The 19,323-nt window shown below is 64.4% G+C and carries 12 protein-coding genes and 2 pseudogenes; 7 read left to right on the top strand and 7 right to left on the bottom strand.

The features are described 5' to 3' along the window. A partial coding sequence (locus QVN30_RS10730) for a cellulose biosynthesis cyclic di-GMP-binding regulatory protein BcsB (RefSeq protein ID WP_289836344.1) occupies positions 1–2,734 on the bottom strand: 2,734 nt, incomplete at its 3' end. Positions 2,735–3,144: 410 nt separating this feature from the next. Between QVN30_RS10730 and QVN30_RS10725 the strand changes: the two genes are divergently transcribed. Continuing rightward, positions 3,145–4,425, top strand: coding sequence for an O-acetylhomoserine aminocarboxypropyltransferase/cysteine synthase family protein (locus QVN30_RS10725; protein ID WP_204587664.1), 1,281 nt, complete (start codon positions 3,145–3,147; stop codon positions 4,423–4,425). Between the two features lie 197 nt (positions 4,426–4,622). Then, entirely contained in the window at positions 4,623–5,573 is a 951-nt protein-coding gene (locus QVN30_RS10720) for an alpha/beta fold hydrolase (protein WP_289836343.1), read from the top strand. A gap of 555 nt (positions 5,574–6,128) precedes the next feature. On the opposite strand, the gene QVN30_RS10715 is transcribed toward QVN30_RS10720, so the two are convergent. The 4 genes from QVN30_RS10715 to QVN30_RS10700 form a co-directional block, all read right to left on the bottom strand. Beyond that, a complete protein-coding gene (locus QVN30_RS10715) occupies positions 6,129–8,240 on the bottom strand; it encodes a heavy metal translocating P-type ATPase (RefSeq protein WP_289836342.1) in 2,112 nt (703 codons plus the stop codon). A 144-nt stretch (positions 8,241–8,384) separates the two neighbouring features. Further along, positions 8,385–8,660, bottom strand: coding sequence for a metal-sensing transcriptional repressor (locus tag QVN30_RS10710; RefSeq protein WP_066832956.1), 276 nt, complete (start codon positions 8,658–8,660; stop codon positions 8,385–8,387). 256 nt (positions 8,661–8,916) lie between these two features. Further along, positions 8,917–9,396: a large conductance mechanosensitive channel protein MscL gene (gene mscL / locus QVN30_RS10705; RefSeq protein WP_204587658.1), complete on the bottom strand. Its 480-nt coding sequence runs from the start codon at positions 9,394–9,396 to the stop codon at positions 8,917–8,919. A gap of 153 nt (positions 9,397–9,549) precedes the next feature. Beyond that, on the bottom strand, positions 9,550–10,632 hold the full coding sequence (locus QVN30_RS10700) for a 6-phosphofructokinase (protein WP_066832950.1): 1,083 nt from the start codon (positions 10,630–10,632) through the stop codon (positions 9,550–9,552). A 366-nt stretch (positions 10,633–10,998) separates the two neighbouring features. Between QVN30_RS10700 and QVN30_RS10695 the strand changes: the two genes are divergently transcribed. The 5 genes and pseudogenes from QVN30_RS10695 (at position 10,999) to QVN30_RS10680 (ending at position 16,572) form a co-directional block, all read left to right on the top strand. Then, positions 10,999–11,577 carry a xanthine phosphoribosyltransferase gene (locus QVN30_RS10695; RefSeq protein ID WP_204541145.1) on the top strand — a complete coding sequence of 193 codons (579 nt, stop codon included), beginning with the start codon at positions 10,999–11,001 and terminating at the stop codon, positions 11,575–11,577. A gap of 364 nt (positions 11,578–11,941) precedes the next feature. Beyond that, positions 11,942–12,250 (top strand): annotated as a pseudogene (locus QVN30_RS10690) (peptide chain release factor-like protein); the annotation flags it as partial. A 466-nt stretch (positions 12,251–12,716) separates the two neighbouring features. Beyond that, a pseudogene (locus tag QVN30_RS11475) lies at positions 12,717–13,259 on the top strand (CAP domain-containing protein); the annotation flags it as partial. A 300-nt stretch (positions 13,260–13,559) separates the two neighbouring features. Further along, positions 13,560–16,244 carry an Ig-like domain-containing protein gene (locus tag QVN30_RS10685; RefSeq protein WP_289836341.1) on the top strand — a complete coding sequence of 895 codons (2,685 nt, stop codon included), beginning with the start codon at positions 13,560–13,562 and terminating at the stop codon, positions 16,242–16,244. Positions 16,245–16,443: 199 nt separating this feature from the next. Then, positions 16,444–16,572: a hypothetical protein gene (locus QVN30_RS10680; RefSeq protein ID WP_255375124.1), complete on the top strand. Its 129-nt coding sequence runs from the start codon at positions 16,444–16,446 to the stop codon at positions 16,570–16,572. A 174-nt stretch (positions 16,573–16,746) separates the two neighbouring features. On the opposite strand, the gene QVN30_RS10675 is transcribed toward QVN30_RS10680, so the two are convergent. Together QVN30_RS10675 and QVN30_RS10670 are read right to left on the bottom strand one after the other, a co-directional pair. Further along, positions 16,747–17,757, bottom strand: a complete 1,011-nt coding sequence (locus QVN30_RS10675) for a diacylglycerol/lipid kinase family protein (protein ID WP_289836340.1) — start codon at positions 17,755–17,757, stop codon at positions 16,747–16,749. Beyond that, on the bottom strand, positions 17,754–19,160 hold the full coding sequence (locus tag QVN30_RS10670) for a chloride channel protein (RefSeq protein ID WP_289836339.1): 1,407 nt from the start codon (positions 19,158–19,160) through the stop codon (positions 17,754–17,756). The genes QVN30_RS10675 and QVN30_RS10670 overlap by 4 nt, the downstream gene beginning before the upstream one ends. Positions 19,161–19,323 lie beyond the last annotated feature (163 nt).

Raw genomic sequence — 19,323 nt, 5'->3', positions numbered from 1 at the left:
TGTAGACGTAGTAGCCGGGGATCTGCTTGCGCCTGCGAGGCTCGACCGCGGGCGCGGGCTCCGATGGCGAAGCAAGGTCCGCGGGTGCGGTTGCAAGTTCGACCGCGAGCTCGGTCGCGGGCTCGTCTTTCGATTCCGCCTCAGGACGAGCGCTCGCCTCCGCTTCGGCCTCCGTTTCGGCCGCGGGAGCGCCTGCAACAGCGGCGCAGGCCGTCGGTGCCGGCTCGCATACAGCCCCGGCATCCGCTTCGGCCTCCAGTGCCTGCTCGGCCTCATCGGGCTCCGCAGTCGTTTCGGCATCGGTCCCGTGTTCGGTCTCATGCTGCGCCTTAGCTTCGACCAGTTCCAGATCGCTTGCTGGCGCCTCGAACGTGAACGATCCGATGCCGAAATCGGAATCGGCCTCTTCCCTCAGCTCGTGTACGGCCGCATCCTCACGGGCCGTCTGCACGGCACGATTCGCCGCGGCCTCCGCGGCCCCGCGTTCGCGTCCCATTCGGTAGATATGCCGTGCCAGCAGGAATATCGCCACGATGATCGCGGCTGCCAGCCCGCCGATGCCGCAGGCGATCACAACGGGGCTGCGCAGGAATCCGATCAGGCTCTGCAGCAGCGTCTGGGCGGAATCCGCCTCATTGGATCCGGTCTTGTGCACGCTTGTCGTATCGCAGGAGAGGACGGTTCCGCCTGCGGAGACGGCGGCGATGGTCCCGTCGAGGGCACCGAGGATCTCTCCGTTGCACAGCACGCTGCACGCACGGTCCTCCGCGCCTTCCGGGTACGTGATGACGTACACTGTGCGTGCGGGGTCCCAAGGCGACGGTACCGTCTGGAACACGACGGAGTCGGCCAGATCGTCGGTATCGAGGGGAAGGCTCCGGACGGTGCGGTACGTGCCGTCCGAGCGCGGTGCCGCGTCGAGCGCCTCCGCGATCTCGTCGGGGAGCTCGATGGTCGAGGCGCTTCCCATGTAAACGAGGTCGTGAGTACGGTCCCGCTCGTCTGCGGCGTCGCTTGGCCCTGCCAGCTCGAAGTCAACGGCCTGCAGGTTCGCCTGACCGATGCGCATGGCGAGGTTCAGCAGCGCGTCATCGAAGCCGTCGGCGTGGACGACGACCGTCCCGTCCTCCTCGCCGCTTGTGGATGCAAATGTAAACAGCCTGCTCAGCGACGGGCTGATGCTCTCGTCGCTGTGGGCAAGATGCACCGATGAGGTGCTCGAGATCATGGTCGAGCCGGCGTTCTCGCTCTTGGTCGGGTCGACGTCCCCGGTGTAGTTGTTGACCTCGACCCGCACGTCGATGATGGGGCTCGTGCGAGCCGCCTGGGGAATCGACACGGTGAGGCTTCCGGCCTCGGCGTTGGCATCGGACAGGCTCACGCTGTCGACGCGCTCGTCGTTGATGTAGACGGTCAGCTCCGCCTGCGCGGGGTCGAGGTTGTCCGAATGGCTGAACTCGATGGTCACCGTCGAGCCCGGTCCGCTCGCGACGCCTCCGGGTTGGGTCAGGCGAAACGAGGCGATCTCGCCGGACGATCCCTGCAGCGTCACGTCCTCGTAGCCGAAATCGGAGAGCTGGTAGGTGCCGTCGGCGCGCTCCTCCGGCGTCACGACGGACGCCGATGCAAAGGACGATATGATCGCCGAGGTTCCCTCGAGCTCGGCCATGGTGTCGGGATCGGATGCTGCGTCCGCTGCAAGCGAGAGGCCCTGTTCGTCTCGCGCATACACCAGCAGGCGCGAGATCGACGTGTACGAGACCGAGCCCGCGGTCGCGACGATGCCCTCCCCGTCTCCGGCGCGTGCCACATCGAGGTTGCCGAACAGGCTCTTCCAGTCGGAAATGCCTCCGACCAGCACGTTTGCCTCCTCGGCGCTGCCCGCCGCGCTCAGGTCGATGGCCGACTGGTAGGGGACCTGCGCTCCGAATGCCGATGCGATGCACAAGGCGGCGTTGCGCGATGATGTCTGGCCGTCGGTGATGAAGGAGAGCGAGGTCTTGGGGTCGCTCAGCACGCTGTCGAACTGCAGGGGGTACCACGTCGCGTTCGTGCAGGCGGGCAGGCTCTTCACGCGCATCTGCATGGTGGACGACGCGTCGAATTCGACCCAGTTGCTCGTATCGCTCGAGGTGAAGCGTGCTTCGTAATCCTGCACGTCGGAGGCGTCGGAGGAGACGTCGGCGAGGACGAGCGCAAGCGTGACCGAGTTGGTCGCGCCCACCTTGAAGACCTGGGAGGGGATGTTGCAGACGAGCCAACCGGTCCCGTCCGACCCGATCTTCTGCACGGGGATCGACTGCACGACCGTTCCGTTCAGGCTGATGGTCAGCGCGAGGTCGTCATCGAGATGCTCGCTGGCGGAGACGAGCAGATTCATGGTGCAGGTCCCATCGAGCTCCACGCCCGCAGGGATGGTGAAGAAAAACGTCTGCAGGTTATCCGCGGAATCCAGGGTCTGGCGTCCGGAGAACATCTGGATGTCGACATGGTCGGCGTACACGTCGAACGCATGGCCGTCGGCGGCAAGCGTGCTCGCGGTGCTGTCGACGATCGTCTCGTCCACGGCACCCGTCGCGTCCTGCTCTGCCGCGGCGAGCGATGGCGTGAGGGCGACGGCCGTCGCGGTCAGCGAGAGCGCAACGGCGAGGCGGGCCGTCGCGTGCATGCGCGCAAGGTGGAGGTGGCTTCCGCGAAGCGCCGTTGTGCGGATGGGGCTAGCGGACCTGATCATGGATGGGGCTCCGCGAAAAGAGGCGACAAGGGGCAGGCGAGGGCGCCACGGGGCGATGCTTCGCCGCCGCGTTGCCGCAGGCCGCACGGCGGGCTGTTCCGATGCTTGAGATAGCGTGCACGCAATCGCCCCCTTGTCCGGTCCGTTTATGTTGCAGTGAGAAGAAGGCATGCTTCATATAGAGAAAACTATAGCCTAGAGCAGGGAAAATGCCTAGAAATGGAGCTGTGGCGGGCGGATGGGGCATCGAACGTGGGGTCTATGCGGTACCAATGCTCGGCGCGCTGCGCAATCTTCGCGCGGGCGCGGCATGACTTTTGTTCGAAACATCGCCCGCCATCTGTGTCCGCACCGGCCGCCTTGCAGTATCCTTGCTAACGACGCAACGTCTCAAGCAAAAGGAGCAGAGCATGGCAGAGCATCTTGGAACGACCTGCGTGCAGGGCGGCTATCGTCCCGGCGACGGCGAGCCCCGTCAGGTCCCCATCTACCAGTCGACGACGTGGAAGTACGATACGTCCGAGCACATGGGTCGTCTGTTCGACCTCGAGGAGGCGGGGTATTTCTACACCCGTCTGCAGAACCCCACCAACGACGCCGTTGCGGCCAAGATCGCCGAGCTCGAGGGCGGTGCCGCCGGCATGCTGACGAGCTCCGGCCAGGCGGCGAACTTCTTCGCGCTGTTCAACATCCTGGGCGAGGGCGACCACGTGGTGGCGAGCTCCGCCATCTACGGCGGCACGTACAACCTCATCGCGCACACCATGAAGCGCATGGGCGTCCAGAGCACGTTCGTGGCCCCCGACTGCACCGATGAGGAGCTTGAGGCGGCGTTCCAGCCCAATACCAAGGCGGTCTTCGGCGAGACGATCGCCAACCCCGCGCTCGACGTGCTCGATATCGAGCGCTTCGCCAACGCCGCGCATGCGCACGGCGTGCCCCTGATCGTCGACAACACGTTCCCCACGCCGATCATGTGCCGCCCCATCGAGTGGGGCGCCGACATCGTGACGCATTCGACCACCAAGTACATGGACGGCCACGGCGCCGCCGTGGGCGGAGCCATCGTGGATTCCGGCAACTTCAACTGGGATGCCCATGCGGACAAGTATCCCTGCCTCACGACGCCCGACGAGACCTACCACGGCGTGGTCTACACCGAGAAGTTCGGCCAGGCCGGCGCCTACATCACCAAGGCGACCTCGCAGCTCATGCGTGACTTCGGCTGCATCCAGTCGCCGCAAAACGCGTTCTACCTGAACCTCGGCCTCGAGAGCCTGCACGTGCGCATGCCGCAGCATTGCAAGAACGGCCAGGCGATGGCGGAGTTCCTCGCTCAGCATCCCAAGGTCCGCTTCGTGAAGTACCCCGGCCTGCCCACCGACCCGTGGTACGAGCTCGCCCAGAAGTACCTGCCCAACGGCTCGTGCGGCGTGGTGAGCTTCGGATTCGTCGGTGGCCGCGCTGCCGCCGAGGAGTTCATGAAGAACCTCAAGGTCGCCCAGATCGCCACCCATGTCGCCGACGCCCGCACCTGCGTGCTGCACCCCGCCAACGCCACGCACCGTCAGATGAATGACGAGGAGCTGGCGGCCGCCGGCATCGCGCCCGACATGGTGCGCCTGTCCTGCGGCATCGAGGACACCGAAGACCTCATTGCCGACGTCGAGCAGGCCCTCGCCGCCGTGTAGCGGTCGAGCAATCGTTGTCGATAGGGTGCCGGCGGGATTGGATCTCGCCGGCACCCTTTTTCTTGGCCCGCGGCCGTCTGCCGGGTCGTGCGGCCGATCCGGGGCGCCGCCTGCCGGATACCGATGAGGACCTCGCAAAGGCGGGGCGACCCGTTAGGATGGTAGGGAAACGACCGCGTGTTGCGAGGTGTCCGCCCATGAAGACCACAGCCCTGTCCTATCCCAGCGCCGACGGCGTCTCCACCGTGCGCGCCTGGCTGTGGGAGCCCGACGGGAATGCCGAGGCTCCCGCGGCAAGGCGCGGCCTTGTCCAGATCATCCACGGCATGTCCGAGCACGCGGGCCGCTACCTGCCGTTCATCGAGTACCTGTGCGACCACGGCTTCGTGGTGTGCGCCAACGACCATGTGGGCCACGGCCGCACCGCCGCCTCCGAGGAGGAACTCGGCCACATGCCGTTGAAGGACGGCGAGGATGTCCTGATCGGCGATGTCCATGCGCTGCGCATGCAGGCGATCGCCCGACTCGGCATCTCCACCCCCTATATCCTGTTCGGCCACTCGATGGGCAGCTTCATCGCGCGCATCTACCTCACGCGCTACGCCTTCGGCGTCCGCGCCGCGATCATCTGCGGCACCGGCCAGCAGCCGCTTCTGCTCACGGGCGTCGGCCGCGTGTTCACGGGTATCGTGTCGGCGGTTCGCGGCGAGCGCCATCGGAGCCGCATCGCGCATGCGCTCGGGGCGGGCGGATTCGGCCGCGCCATCAAGGACGCGCGGACCGATGTCGATTGGATCTCCACGGACCCCGCGGTCGTCGACGACTATCTCTCCGATCCGCTCTCCGGCCAGGTGTTCACCGTCGGCGGGTACGGCACGCTTTCAAGGCTCGCTGCCGACGCGCAGTCGCCCAAGCTGGTCGCGCGCATCCCGCACGGGCTTCCCATGCTGTTCATCGCGGGCGGCGAGGACCCGGTGGGGGAGTGCGGGCGCGGCGTCCACCGTGCCGTCGAGCAGTGCCGTGCGGCGGGTATCGAAGACGTCGACGAGATCATCTATCCCGGGGCTCGCCACGAGATCCTCAACGAGCCCATCCGTGCCCAGGTCGAGGCCGACGTGCTCGCATGGCTCGAGCGCCACAGGCTCTAGGGAAGCGTAGACCAATCCGTCCCCTCGTGTAGGACGCGGAGGCACGGTCGCGCGGGGCACTGCGCGCAAAGATGGATGGCCTATACGTGAGCTGCGGTCTTCCGGGGCGCCTTTCGCGCTCCGTCACCGCGCGACGGGCGGATTCCGGGGTCCTGTATGCGCGCGGTGGGGAAAACGCACCGCAAATCCGCAGGATTGAGGGGGTCAAAGTTTTTATGAAAATGAATTTGGTATCAAATCGGGAAGTATACATGGAAAACGGCCATATCTGACAAGCTTCTGACCTGCGGGTTCTTTGCCTGACCAGTTCCGGAGGTCCCGTGAGGAGCCTCGATCCACCCTCAAGGGGCCCTTATTGTCCAAGATTTGATACCAAATTCAAAACAGGGCGTCCCTGCACCTTGATAAAACCTTTTATCAAAGTGCAGTTTTGCACACGGGCGGATACAGCGGCCCTCTCGCACCCCGGGAGCCCGGTCGGCGGGGAGGGGAACGCGCAGGTCGCCCCTGCCAGCCCAGAGATCCAGGTGCCCTCCACGGGCTGTAACCCCGCCGCTAGCGGCGCTTCCAGCTGAGCAGCAGCGCCGAGTTAGAGATGACGAGCACTGAGCCCGCGTTGTGGACCAGCGCGCCGACGACGGGGTTCAACACGCCTGTGATAGCGAGCGCGATGGCGATGAAATTGAGCGCCATAGAGAAGGTCATGTTGATCTTGATGGTCGAGATCATGCGACGGCTGAGCGCCAGCAGGTGGGGCAGCTCGGCGACGTCGTCCGAGACGAGCGCGATATCGGCGGCATCGACGGCGATGTCGGAACCGATACCGCCCATGGCGATGCCCACGCGGGCGCGCTTCAGGGCCGGCGCGTCGTTGACGCCGTCGCCGACCATGCAGACGGCCCGGCCCGCACGCTCGCTCTCGTCTATCCAGGCGAGTTTATCTTCGGGCGTGCAGCCCGAGCGGAAGCTTCGGATATCGAGCTGGGATGCCATGGCGGCGGCTGCCGCCTCGTTGTCTCCGGTGAGGAGCACGGGCTCTGCGCCGGTTGCGCGGATGCGGGCCACGGTGTCGCGGGCGTTCTCGCGCGCGACATCGGAGAGGGCGATGAGGCACGAGGCGATCTCGACGGGCGACACGGATGCCGGCGCGCCGTCCACCTCGACGGTGAGCGCGTCCGCGCTGCGGGGATAGAGGCAGGCTGCGTAGGTGACGGTGCATCCCGTATCCAGATGGCGCTGCGCGCGCTCGAGCAGCGACGCGGGAAGGTCGATGCCGCGCTCCGCCATGAGCTCGAGATTGCCCGCGATCACCGTGACGGGACCCGATTCGCCCATGCAGACCGCCTCGACGCCGCGGCCGGGGATCATGGAGAACGACGCGGGCGCGCGCAGCGTCTCGCTGGCGCCCGATGCGTCCGAGCGCGCGCGGTATCCTTCCACGATGGCGCGTCCCAGCGGATGCTCGCTTTTGGTTTCCGCTGATGCGACGAGGGCGAACAGCTTCTCGGCCGCTCGCCTGTCCGCATCGTCTGCGCTCTCGACGGCCACGACGCGCGGCGTTCCGTAAGTGAGCGTGCCGGTCTTGTCGAGCGCCACGGCCCGCACGGACGCCAGGCGCTCGAGCGCATCGCCCTCGCGCACCATGAAGCCGTGCTTGGTGGCGTTGCCGATGGCTGCCATGATGGCCGTGGGCGTCGCCAGCACGAGCGCGCACGGGCAGAAGACCACGAGGATCGTGACGGCCCGGATGATCTCGCCCGTTGCGACCCACGTTACGGCGGCTGCGCTCAGCGCGATGATGACGATCCAGACTGCCCAGCGATCGGCAAGGCGCACGACGTTGGCCTTGCTCGCGTCGGCCGACTGCACGAGGCGGATCATGCGCTGAATCGAGCTGTCTTCGCCCACGCGTGTGGCCACCATGTCGAAGCTGCCGAATTGGTTGAGCGTGCCCGAGGAGACCTCGTCGCCGGCGGCCTTGTCGACGGGGATGGATTCGCCGGTCATGACGGATTGGTCGATGGAGGTCTGTCCCGCCACGATCACGCCGTCGACGGGGACGGTCTCGCCGGGGTTCACCCGCAAAAGGTCGCCCACCTGCACGCTCTCCGCCGCGATTTGCTCCCCGGATGCATGGTCGAGTCGCGGAAGGACGGCGGCACATGCCAGCTCGGCCGGGGTCCCGTCGATGCGGGCGGATGACAGCGCGTTCTGCACGCGCTCGGCAAGCTCGGCGCCGGGGCGGGCGATGAGGCGCGCCGTGCGCGGCGTCAGGTGGATGAGCTTCTCGATGCCGGCGCGCGCCCGCTCGACCGTGAGCTCTTCGAGTAGGCCGCCGAGCTGCATGATGAAGGCGACCTCTCCTGCGGCAAACGTCTCGCCGATGGCGACGCTCGCGATGAGCGCTATGGCCACCAGCACGTCTGCGGTGATGTCGAATTCGGTGACGAGGCCGATGACCGCCTCGCACAGAATGGGGATGCCGCACAGCACGATCGCTATCCACGCCGGGTCGAAGGGAAGCGCCTCGCGCATGCCTTGCGGCTCGAACAGGCTGATGAGTAGGGCGATGCCGCCGATGGCCAACAGGGCGATGTCCTTCTTGACGCCACCCCAGCCGAGCGCCTCCTCGAGGCGCCCCATGATGCGGTCGATGCGCTGCTTCATGGCCGAACTCCTCCGTTGTACGTCGATTACCAATACCCCTATGGGTATCAAATCGAGTTATATACCCCAAGGGGTATATAGTCAAGGTTTGGAAAAGGCGTACGGAGTGCGAGACGAGGTGGCCTGGCGGCTTGGCTGCGGATGTCAGCCCATGTTCGCGAAGCGCTCGACCGCTTTGGTGAAATCGGCGATGGTCTTGTCTGCGTCTCCGTGCTCGATGCCGTCGCGCACGCAATGCTGGATGTGGCCCTCGAGCACAACCTGTCCGCAGCGGTGCAGCGCGCTCTTGGCGGCATTGATCTGCGAAAGCACGTCTTCGCAGGGGACGTCTTCGTCCACCATCCGGTCGATCGCCTGAACCTGTCCGATGATCTTTCTCAGGCGGCGGTGCAGGTTGTCGGCGTCCATGCATTGTCTCATTGCGGCTCCTCTTTTGGCGTTGTGCCCATAGTACCCAAAAGAGGGCCCGCAATCCTTAAGGAACCGCTGAACAATTCGTTACGTGTTCGCCGCCGCCGCGCCGAGCGCATGGACGGGGCCGCGCGCGGCGGCCTCGATCCTCCCGATCCGCAGTGCCTGAACGGGGTCGATGTCCCAGTTTGTTTATGCAGGTTCGGGCCGAGAATATACGGAACGTGCCATGGACCGCCGCAGGGGAGCGTCAACCGGCGTTCCCTCAGCGCGCTTCGATGGCGTTTTCGTACCCTGCGAGCTTTGAGGTGCAGTGCGGGCAGCGCGTCGCATCGTCGGCGATCTCCTGCTTGCAATACGGACAGGTGCGCGGCGCGGGAGCCTGTTCCTTCTCGATCATGCTCGCGAGGCCCGCCTTCTTGATCGCCATCTCCTTGAGGTCGTTCATCGTGTTCACGGCCTTGACGATGGCGAACACGGCGACCGCGGTGATCAGGAAGCTGATGACGGCGGAGATGAAGGCGCCGAAGTCGATGGTCTGGCCGTTCAGCACGACCGCCAGGCCCTTGACGTCGGGGCTTCCGCCGATCGCCGCGATAAGCGGCTGGATAATCGTGGAAACGAGCGCGTTCACAACGGAGGTGAACGCGCCGCCGATGATGACGCCGACGGCCAGGTCCATTACGTTTCCACGGCTGATGAACTCGACGAATTCCTGGATGATACCCCTGTTGTTTCGAGCCATATCTACTCCTTCAGATGGACGCGTACGAAAAAGCGGCTGGAAGCCGTGTGGCCTCCAGCCGCTCTCAGGTGATCGGGCGGGCGACGGACACGCACGCACCGCACTCAGCAGCGGATGCAAAAGCGGTTGCGCGGCGCCGCCTGATGCCGAAAGCTACTCGTCGCCGAAGCTGATGCCGAGCGCCTTGGCCTCGCGCACGAGGTCGCAGGTGGGGTCGACGTACTTGAGCTTGCCGGCGACATCCTTGAGCGGCACGCGGGTCATCTTGCCGTCGACCTGCGCGATCATGTAGCCGAACTCGCCCGCGATGCAGCCGAGAGCGGCCTCGGCGCCGCACTGCGTGGCGAACACGCGGTCCTGAGCGTCGGGCTCGCCGCCGCGCTGGGTATGGCCGGGGATGGCGACGCGGGTCTCGCGGCCCGTGCGCTCCTCGATCTCGCGCGCGATGTCGTACACGATGGACGGGGAGGTGCGGGAGGCGACCTTCTTCTTGTACTCCTTCTTGGAGAGCTTCGCGTCCTCCTTGGTGATGGCGCCCTCGGCGACCGCCACGATGGTGAAGCGGCTGCCGCGCTCCATGCGGCGCTCGATGGTGTTGATGACGTTCTTCATGTCGAACGGGATCTCGGGGATGAGGATGACGTCGGCGCCGCCCGCGACGCCCGCGTACAGCGGGATCCAGCCGACCTTGTGGCCCATGATCTCGATGACGAACACGCGGCCGTGCGAGCTCGCGGTGGTGTGGATGTTGTCGATGCACTCGGTGGCGACCTCGACGGCGGAGGAGAAGCCGAAGGTGCGCTCGGTGCCCCACGTGTCGTTGTCGATGGTCTTGGGCAGGGCGATGACGTTCAGGCCCTCTTCGGACAGGCGGTTGGCTGTCTTGGTGGAGCCGTTGCCGCCGAGCATGAACAGGCAGTCGAGCTGCAGCTTGTGGTAGGTGTGGATCATGGCCGGGACCTTCTCGACGCCGTCTGCCTCGGGCGTGTCGAGAAGCTTGAACGGCGTGCGGCTCGTGCCCAGGATGGTGCCGCCGCGGGTAAGGATGCCGCTGAAGTCGTGCGGCGTCATGATGCGGAAGCGGCTGTAGATGAGGCCCTGGTAGCCGTCCTCAAAACCGTAGATCTCGAGATTGTCGGCGCCGACGTTGTTCTCCAGCGTCTTGACGATGCCGCGCATGGTGGCGTTGAGCGCCTGGCAGTCGCCGCCGCTCGTGAGAAGACCGATCCTCAGCATGATTCCCCCTCATACAAGGTGATGTAGAACTTGAAAAGTGTAGCGCAACAGATGCGGGGTGCGGCCGGCAAGACCGGGTATCGCCAAACCTTTTCTGGACCATTACGCACCCACCACGCGGCATCCATAAAGAAGCGGACAAAACAGTCGAGGCACCTGCGCAAAATTGCCCCGGCTCGGGCTCTTTCGCGCTGCCTTATACGCGAACGTGATATTCTGCTAGGAAAGCGCTGACCAATTCCTTACGCGACGGCGGCTCCGTGCCGGGCGCCGCGAAAGCGATTGATCTGCGCTTCTCTAGACAACGCAATGGGGGCACAGGGGATGCGCGTCACGGGCGCGCGCATGCATAAGAGAGGGGCTGCAATGAAGGAGCTTGAGGATCGCATCCGCCAGGACGGCATCGTGAAAGCGGGGGACGTACTCAAGGTGGACGCGTTTCTCAACCATCAGTGCGACGTCGAGCTGTTCGACCACATGGGCGCCGAATGGGCCCGTCTGTTCGAGGGCGTTCCCATCAACAAGATCCTGACGATCGAGGCGAGCGGCATCGGTATCGCCTGCATCGCCGCGCAGCATTTCGGCAACGTGCCGGTGGTGTTCGCCAAGAAGGCCCAGTCTATCAACCTGGACGGCGAGCAGTACTCCACGACCATCTACTCGTTCACCAAGAAGCGCGAGTTCCCGGTCATCGTGGGTCGGCGCTTTCTGTCCCCGGGCGATCACGTGCTCATCATCGATGACTTTTTGGCCAACGGCTGCGCGCTCGAGGGCCTGATCGCCATCGTCGAGAGCGCGGGGGCCACGGTCGAGGGCATCGGCATCGCTATCGAGAAGGGATTCCAGGGTGGTGGCGACAAGCTTCGCGAGCGCGGGTACCGCGTGGAGAGTCTGGCCAGGCTGGTCGGGATGGACTGCGAGACGGGCGAACTGACCTTCGCCTAGTCGGCTCCCAGGCACCGCATCTTGCCGCTCAATCGTCGGGCATGACCGAAGGTCTATGCCCTCCTCTTTCACGGCAACCTGCGGCACCTGGAAGCCGACCATGTCGGTCCCCAGGCACGCCGCTTTGGCGTTCAATCGTCGGTCGACGTTCTGAGGCGCGCTCCCTCCTCCTTCGCATTACATCGACGCACCTGGGAACCGCCTGGGTTTCGGACGGGTTTCGGATTGTTCTTGATGGGCCCTCGGCTTGGTCGAGGGCCTTCTTTACGTATATAGGGGAGATGACGGGATGGATGAGGGACAGAAGCTGACCCATAGGGACTTTGCGGCGTTTGCGGCGATGACGGCCGACGAGATCGCCCGCGACTGCGAGGTGCAGGTGTTTCATGCGCACGGGCCGGGCGGGCAGGGCGTGAACACGTCCGATTCTGCCGTGCGCATGCGTCACGTTCCCACGGGGATCACCGTCACGTCTCGTGAGAGCAGAAGCCAGTTCCAGAATCGTGCGCGGTGCATCGCCAAGCTGCGCGAACAGTTCGAGCAGCGGAGCCGTCCGCCAAAACGGCGCAAGAAGACCAAGGTGCCCGCGTCCGCCAAGCGCCGCCGCCTCGCCGACAAGCGCCAGCGTGCGCAAACGAAGATGCTGCGCCGCCGCGTAATGGGGGAGGAGTAGGTGCTGCCCCGCCGTTTCTGTATCTAGAGGAACGCTGTTCTATATTCCGATGTGACCCGGTCATCGGTAAATCCACGGGACTACCCGGCAACGGTACCCAGTAACTGTACCCAGAACTGCGAGAGAGAGCCTCTTGAGGGGCTCTCTCTCGCAGTTCTGGGTACAGTTACTGGGCCTATTTAGCGGGTAACCTGGTAGATCGCACCATGGTCATGGTGGGCGACTGCAGGCTGTGCCGTGTACGCGGAGCACCGTATCGACTTGCGAAGAGCCAGGGCGTTTGCTGTCGTGAGCTCAAGTGGGTGGGATACATCCGTTCTTGCATCCAAAGTCGCCGAGCCCGTTGTTGCGCAACAACATACCTTTTTCCTGTGGTAAAGATGAAGATGAAGGATGCTCGGGGGTCGGTCCCGTTTGCAGCGGTGTCGATCCGCGGCGCGCGTAGGTACGGGAAGGAGTGAGCGAGATGCGAAAGTTCAAATTCCTGGCAGTCGGTTTTGCGGCAGCCCTGTTGGCGGCACTGCCCGTCGCGGGTTTCGCGGACGAGCCTCAAGGGATCGTCGTGGGGGAGGACGCTGCAGGCGTCGAGGTCCAGATAGGGGAGCCGGCGGTCCTGGAGGACACTGGGATCTCCCTGCAGTGGTCGTCTGCCGCAAGCGATGACCACTGCTATATCAAGGGTACTTTCGACTACAAGGAAGCGAGCTATCAGAAAGTCCTGGTCAATAAGCATCGTGAGGCCAATGGGGCTTCTCCGCTCGTTATGGATGCCGATTTGCAATCAGCTGCTATGCAGCGTGCCGCGGAGATTGCGCTTTACTTCTCGCATACGAGGCCAAATGGTACGAAGTGGTCCACTATTACCAATGGAGCTTACGGAGAGAACATCGCTATTGGAGGATTTGGGTCCTCTGATGCTGCAGAGAATGTGACCGATGCGTGGATGAATAGCGACGGGCATCGTGCGAACATTTTGGATCCAAGCTATGCGATCATCGGTGTGGGCTGCTTCAGAATCGGAAGTGTTTCCTGCTGGGTAGAGCTGTTCGGTACCGCCCATAGATCAGAGACCTATGCCGATGCTGGTGTGTTTACTGCCATCACGAAAGTGGACTACAGCCACAGTCTCGTCCCTTATGATGGTTCGGGTTTCAATTTGAACATGAGACAGGAAGATCCAGAGCCCCTTGAGCCGGGTGAAACCTATGAGCTGGTCGTAGGTATTCGAAATCCGGAATTCTCCTACATTTATACGTCTACCGAGGCTCACGGTTATACGTGGAAATCCTCCAGTCCCGCTGCTTTCACCGTGGATAACGGCATCGTGAGCGCCAGCTCCGGGGCGCAGGTGGGGGCCACCTCGACCATTACCGCTACGAGTCCCGGCGGCCGTTCCTGGTCGAAGGAGTTTATCGTCAAGTCCAATGTGGTGTCGGTTACGGGCGTGCGGCTCAACAGGACGTCGCTTTCGCTGGATACGGGCGACACGGCTGTGCTGACCGCGACGGTGTCTCCGAGTAACGCTACCGATAAGGGTGTGAGCTGGTCGAGCTCCAATACTGGGGTCGCCACGGTGGATAGCTCCGGTAACGTGCGCGCCGTCGGCGCCGGCACCGCGGTGATCACCGTAAGGACCGATGATGGGAGCTATACCGCGAAATGCACGGTGGCCGTCAAGCCCGATGTCAAGGTTGAAAGGATTTCGCTTTCTCCTTCAACCCTCACGCTCGGTAAGAATTCTACGTACAAGCTGACGTACACGATTAGTCCCTCGAATGCGGAAAACAAGGGCGTTACCTGGAAGAGCTCCGACAGCAGTGTCGCGAGGGTCGATTCCACCGGTAGGGTCACGGCGGTCTCGGTCGGCAAGGCGACGATTACAGTCACGACCGCCGACGGCGGCAAGACGGCGAGCTGTACCGTCACGGTCAAGGGGCCGGCGGTTACGGGCGTATCCCTCGACAGGACTGCCCTGACGCTTAACAAGGGCGATATTCGTACCCTCAAGGCGACTGTCTACCCGACAGACGCGGAGAACAGGGAAGTCGGCTGGACGAGTAGCAACTCCGCTATTGCTAGGGTCGACTCTAGCGGCAAGGTGATAGCGGTTTCTGCCGGTAAGGCGACGATCACCGCAACCACAAGGGACGGCGGCAAGACGGCGACCTGCGTCATCACGGTCAAGGGATCTGCTGTCACGGGCGTATCCCTTGACAGGACGTCGCTTGTTCTTGGCAAGGGCGAGAGCTATACGCTCAAGGCGACGGTCGCTCCGACTGATGCCGAGAATAAGGAAGTCACCTGGAAGAGCACCGACAGCAGCATCGCGAGAGTCGATTCCAACGGTAACGTCACGGCGGTCGCCTCTGGCAAGGTGACCATTACAGCGACGACTGACGACGGCGGCAAGACGGCTAGCTGTACCGTCACGGTCAAGGGGCCGGCGGTTACGGGTGTGTCTCTTGATAAGACTACCCTGTCGCTGGGAAAGGGCGAGAGCTATACGCTCAAGGCGACGGTTGTCCCGGCTGATGCCGAGAACAAGAAGGTCACCTGGAAGAGCTCCGACAACAAGGTCGCGACGGTGGATGCCAACGGAAGGGTGACGGCAATCGCCTCCGGTTCCGCGACCATCACGGCGACCACCGATGACGGCGGCAAGACCGCGACGTGCACGGTCAGCGTGGCCGGTGCGGTGAGCGGGGTCACGCTCGACAAGACCTCGCTTTCGCTCGACAAGGGCGAAAGCTACACGCTCAAGGTAACGGTAACTCCGGCTGATGCCGAGAACAAGAAGGTCACCTGGCGCTCGTCCGACACCAAGGTCGCGACGGTCGACGCCAACGGCAAGGTGACGGCGGTGGCTCCGGGGTCAGCGACCATCACCGTGACCACTGAGGACGGCAACAAGACGGCGACATGTGCCGTCAGCGTCGCCGGTGCGGTGAGCGGCGTCACGCTCAACAAGACCGAGCTTGCCCTCAAGGTGGACGAGAGCGCCGTGCTGAAGGCGACGGTTCTTCCCGAAAACGCGCTCAACAAGAAGGTCACCTGGACGAGCTCCGATACCAAGGTCGCGACGGTCGACGCCGACGGCAAGGTGTGGGCGGTGGCGCCCGGCACCGCGACCATCACGGTCACGACCGTGGACGGTAGCAAGACCGCGACGTGCACGGTGAAGGTCGGCGACCAGCTCGTCGTCACGTTCGTGACGAACGGCGGCTCGGCCGTCAAGAGCCAGCTGGTCAACGAGGGCGAGAGGGCCGTGCGCCCGGCGGATCCGACGCGCGCGTACTACCGCTTCACCGGCTGGTTCACCGACGCCTCGCTGGGGGCGGCCTACGATTTCGCGCAGCCCGTCAAAGCGGATTTGACCCTGTACGCCGGTTGGGCCGGCTACAGCCCGTACCGCGGGTTCACCGATGTCGCGTCGGATGACTGGTACGTTACGTGCGGCCTGTTCGACTACGCTGTCGACCACCGCTTCATGAGCGGCTATTCGGGCACGACGCTGTTCGGTCCGTACGACACCATCACGCGTGCTCAGGTTATCTGCGTCCTGTGGAACATGGCCGGTCAGCCCTCGGCCGGTTCGGTCGAGAACTTCTCTGACAACCGTGATGCGACCGTGTACTACTACGACGCGGTCCGCTGGGCGCGCTCCGCGGGCGTGGCGAACGGCTACGCGGGCAGCAATCTGTTCAATCCCAACGGGAACGTCAGCCGCCAGGAGCTTGCGACCTTCCTGTACAACTACGCGAACAAGGTCGCCAAGCTCGACACCTCGTCCGACATGGGCGCCGCTTCGCAGATCTCCGGTTGGAGCACGGTTGACGCCTACGCCAAGCCGGCGATCGCCTGGGCGGTCGACCATGGCCTGATGAGCGGTGTCGACACGTCATCCGGCCCGCAGCTGCGTCCGAACGACACGGCATGGCGCGCCTCGATGGCGACGATGTCCGCCACGTTCCACCGTGACGTGATCGGTGCGTAACGTCCGAATCCCATAACGACACAAACAAGGGGCCCGCACTGCGGGCCCCTTCGCGTTCCGGTGGGTGCTCGTATTATCTGTCTCGTCGAACAGAATGCTTACTAATTTTAAAGCACCATATACTCTAGTATACTTTACGATGCATCAGCAAAGTTCCGATGCGAGTGGCGCTCCAATCTCTTCGATGGAGGCGACGCCTATGGACAACGTTCTTGAAGTTCTCTCGGCTCTTGCGAACATTGCAAGCATCGCGAGGCTCCTTCTCGATATGAGAAGATACCTCGATAGCAAAGAGAAGCATAAGCAGCATATGGATGACGTAGTGTAAAGACGAATGGAGCCTGATTGCAGTCAGGCTCCTTCGAACAAAACACCGCGCCGTCCGCGAACAAGTTAACAAAGGATGGGCTTTGCTGATGCATCTGTAGTTTACCACATTACAGCAGAGGTTATTCACCTGCCGTGAGCAACGGGCTTCGGCGCCAACCTACCCCTACCTTTGCTATTTCCGCCGCCCGTCGGTCGGCACGAGCACGCGCAGCACGCCGGGCAGGATGCCCACCGATACGCGCGTGGCGCGGATGAGCTCGCCGTCGGCCTGGATGGGATAGCCCCCGTCCTCAAAGGTGAACGTCGCGGAGCGGATGCGGCGCGTGTGGACCGCCTTGTCCGACCGATGGTGCCCGCCTTTTGCCGCGAGCAGCAGCGCAAGCGCGTGGGCGCGCGGCATGGGTCCCGCGATATAGCAGATGTCGAGCATGCCGTCGGCAGGATCGGCATCCGGGCAGATGCGAAAGCCGGAGCCGTACGTCGGGCCTATCTGCACGGCGAAGGCTATGGTGCGCATGCGCTCGGCCGGCGCCCCGTCGATCGATGCCATGACCGGGTAGTCGCGGTAGTGCCTCCCCGCGGCAGAGAACCCGCTTGCGAGATAGAGCGGCGTTCCGGTAAGTCCGGTCGATGCGCGCAGCCTGTACGTGCCGAGTGCGATCGCCGCGTCCATGCCGAACGAGAGCGTCTGCACGAAATACTCGGTGCGCGCGCCTCTGGCACGGCCGACGGGTCCCTGCGTGACCTCGTCTGTATCCGCAGGCGTGTATTCGATGCGCCCCACGTCGAGCGGCTTGGCCTTGCACGACAGGATCGCCGCCAGATCGCGGTCGCGCGAGATCTCCCGCATGCCGAGCGTGCGCGCGTAGTCGTTGCCCGACCCGACGGGAATCACGCCGAGCGCGGGGCGCGCCTGCGCCTCGATGCGCATGAGGCCGTTTGCCGTCTCGTGCACGATGCCGTCGCCTCCCACCGCGAGCACGGTGTCGTAGCCCATCGCGCGCGATGCCAGCTGCGTGGCGTGGTGCGGCCGCTCGGTGCACACGAGGTTGAACGCGCTCCCGTCGTGCAGATACATCTCGAGAAACCGCTTGAGCTGCTCTCCGACTTCGGCCGCGGCGCCCGACTGCGCGGCGGGGTTGCAGATGATGAGGGTTCTTCCCAGGTTCGTCTCGTCGCTCATGCTTTTGCATCCTCACTCGTTGCCGCGTCCTCGCGATGGCGCTCCAGCGCTGCTTCGACCGTGTCGCCCTGATCGACTTCGAGCGAGCGGCGCTTGGGCGTGACGATGCGCTGGGCGGGGTACACGCCGCGGTGCCCGGCGACGAGATAGCTGATGAACGCCACGATGACGAAGTAGGCAGCCGCCTGCCCCCCGAACATGTCGACCGAAAGCATGATGGTGGTGATGGGCACGTTCAGCGCGGCCCCGAACACGCCGACCATGCCGAGCGCCGCCATGAAGCTCGGCTCCACGCCCGAGATCTGGCCGATCCAGCCTCCGAGCGCGGCGCCGATGCCGAACAGCGGGGTCACCTCGCCGCCTTGGTAGCCGGCGCCGAGCGTGAGCGCCGTGCACGCCAGCTTGGCGACCACGTCGGCCGGGCCCGTCGAGCCCTCGAAACCCGCCGTGACGAGCCATTCCGACAGGCCGCCGTAGCGGTACAGACCGCATGCCGCATAGACGCTCAGCAGCACGAGCGACCCCACCAGGGCGGCGACCAGATAGTTTTTGATGCGCGAGGCGTAGATGCGCTTGACGGTGCGGATGGAAAGCGAGAACAGCCGCGCCATGAGGCCGAAGGCGACGGCGGCCGCCACCACGAGCGCGACGGTGGCGGGCTCCATGGCGGGGACGGAGGCGATCGTGTTGAACGCATGGGTCGTCCCGAGCGTGCGCGCGGTGAGGTCGCCCACAAACGAGGCGATCAGGCAGTACAGGCCCGCGCTGTAGTTGAGCTTGCCGATGGTGCACATCTCCATGCCGAAGAACGCCCCGGCCAGCGGCGTGCCGAACACGCCGCCGAACGCCGCCGAGATGCCGGCGAGCATGAGGTCCTGGCGCTCGCGCCCGTCGAGGTGGAACAGCGTCGCCACGTTGCTCGCGATGGTGCCGCCGATCTGCACGGCGGTGCCCTCGCGTCCGGCCGATCCTCCCGCCGCGTGCGTCGCCACCGAGCACACGAACGTGAGCGCGGCCATGCGCGCGTGGATGGGCGTGCCGGTGATGGAGCTGTCGATGACGAGGTTGTTGCCCCGCGCGGCGCGCAGGCCGTGGTTGCGGTAGACCCAGGCGGTCGCGAGGTTCACGACCGGCAGCAGGGCGAACATCCACAGATGGTTCTCGCGCGCGCCGGTCACGAGGTCGAGCGCCGCCAGAAACGCCCAGGCGGCAGCCCCCATCAGGGCCGAGACGAGGACGGTCAGGCAGACGGTGCGCAGGCTTGCGCGCATGTTGCCCAGGTCGCGCATGGCATCGCTTGCGAGCATGCGCTCGGTATGCGCCAGCTCGAGCCCCAGCGTGTTGACGAAGCCGGTGCCGTGGCGCCTCAGTTTTCGCTGTATATCTTCAGGTCGTCCCGACATGGGCGCGTCCTTGCTCTAGAGGGGTGGATAAGGGTACGGATGCATTATACGCACCGGCGGCGTCGGGGGACGGGCGGCGCGTGCGGGAAGCGGAATGTAATGCGCCCGAAAGAAACTCAGCACATATGCGGGCTCCTGATTATACTTAACTCAGAATACAACC

Source organism: Collinsella ihumii (genome assembly GCF_030385545.1).
GTDB lineage: Bacteria > Actinomycetota > Coriobacteriia > Coriobacteriales > Coriobacteriaceae > Collinsella > Collinsella ihumii.
Note: the sequence above shows the minus strand (reverse complement) of the source record. Positions and strands in the feature narration are given on the sequence as shown.

Excerpts from the sequence above, each read along its gene's own strand:
- QVN30_RS10725 (WP_204587664.1), top strand. The coding sequence starts at position 3,145 with ATGGCAGAGCATCTTGGAACGACCTGCGTGCAGGGCGGCTATCGTCCC.
- QVN30_RS10720 (WP_289836343.1), top strand. The coding sequence starts at position 4,623 with ATGAAGACCACAGCCCTGTCCTATCCCAGCGCCGACGGCGTCTCCACC.
- QVN30_RS10715 (WP_289836342.1), bottom strand. The coding sequence starts at position 8,240 with ATGAAGCAGCGCATCGACCGCATCATGGGGCGCCTCGAGGAGGCGCTC.
- QVN30_RS10710 (WP_066832956.1), bottom strand. The coding sequence starts at position 8,660 with ATGAGACAATGCATGGACGCCGACAACCTGCACCGCCGCCTGAGAAAG.
- mscL (WP_204587658.1), bottom strand. The coding sequence starts at position 9,396 with ATGGCTCGAAACAACAGGGGTATCATCCAGGAATTCGTCGAGTTCATC.
- QVN30_RS10700 (WP_066832950.1), bottom strand. The coding sequence starts at position 10,632 with ATGCTGAGGATCGGTCTTCTCACGAGCGGCGGCGACTGCCAGGCGCTC.
- QVN30_RS10695 (WP_204541145.1), top strand. The coding sequence starts at position 10,999 with ATGAAGGAGCTTGAGGATCGCATCCGCCAGGACGGCATCGTGAAAGCG.
- QVN30_RS10680 (WP_255375124.1), top strand. The coding sequence starts at position 16,444 with ATGGACAACGTTCTTGAAGTTCTCTCGGCTCTTGCGAACATTGCAAGC.
- QVN30_RS10675 (WP_289836340.1), bottom strand. The coding sequence starts at position 17,757 with ATGAGCGACGAGACGAACCTGGGAAGAACCCTCATCATCTGCAACCCC.
- QVN30_RS10670 (WP_289836339.1), bottom strand. The coding sequence starts at position 19,160 with ATGTCGGGACGACCTGAAGATATACAGCGAAAACTGAGGCGCCACGGC.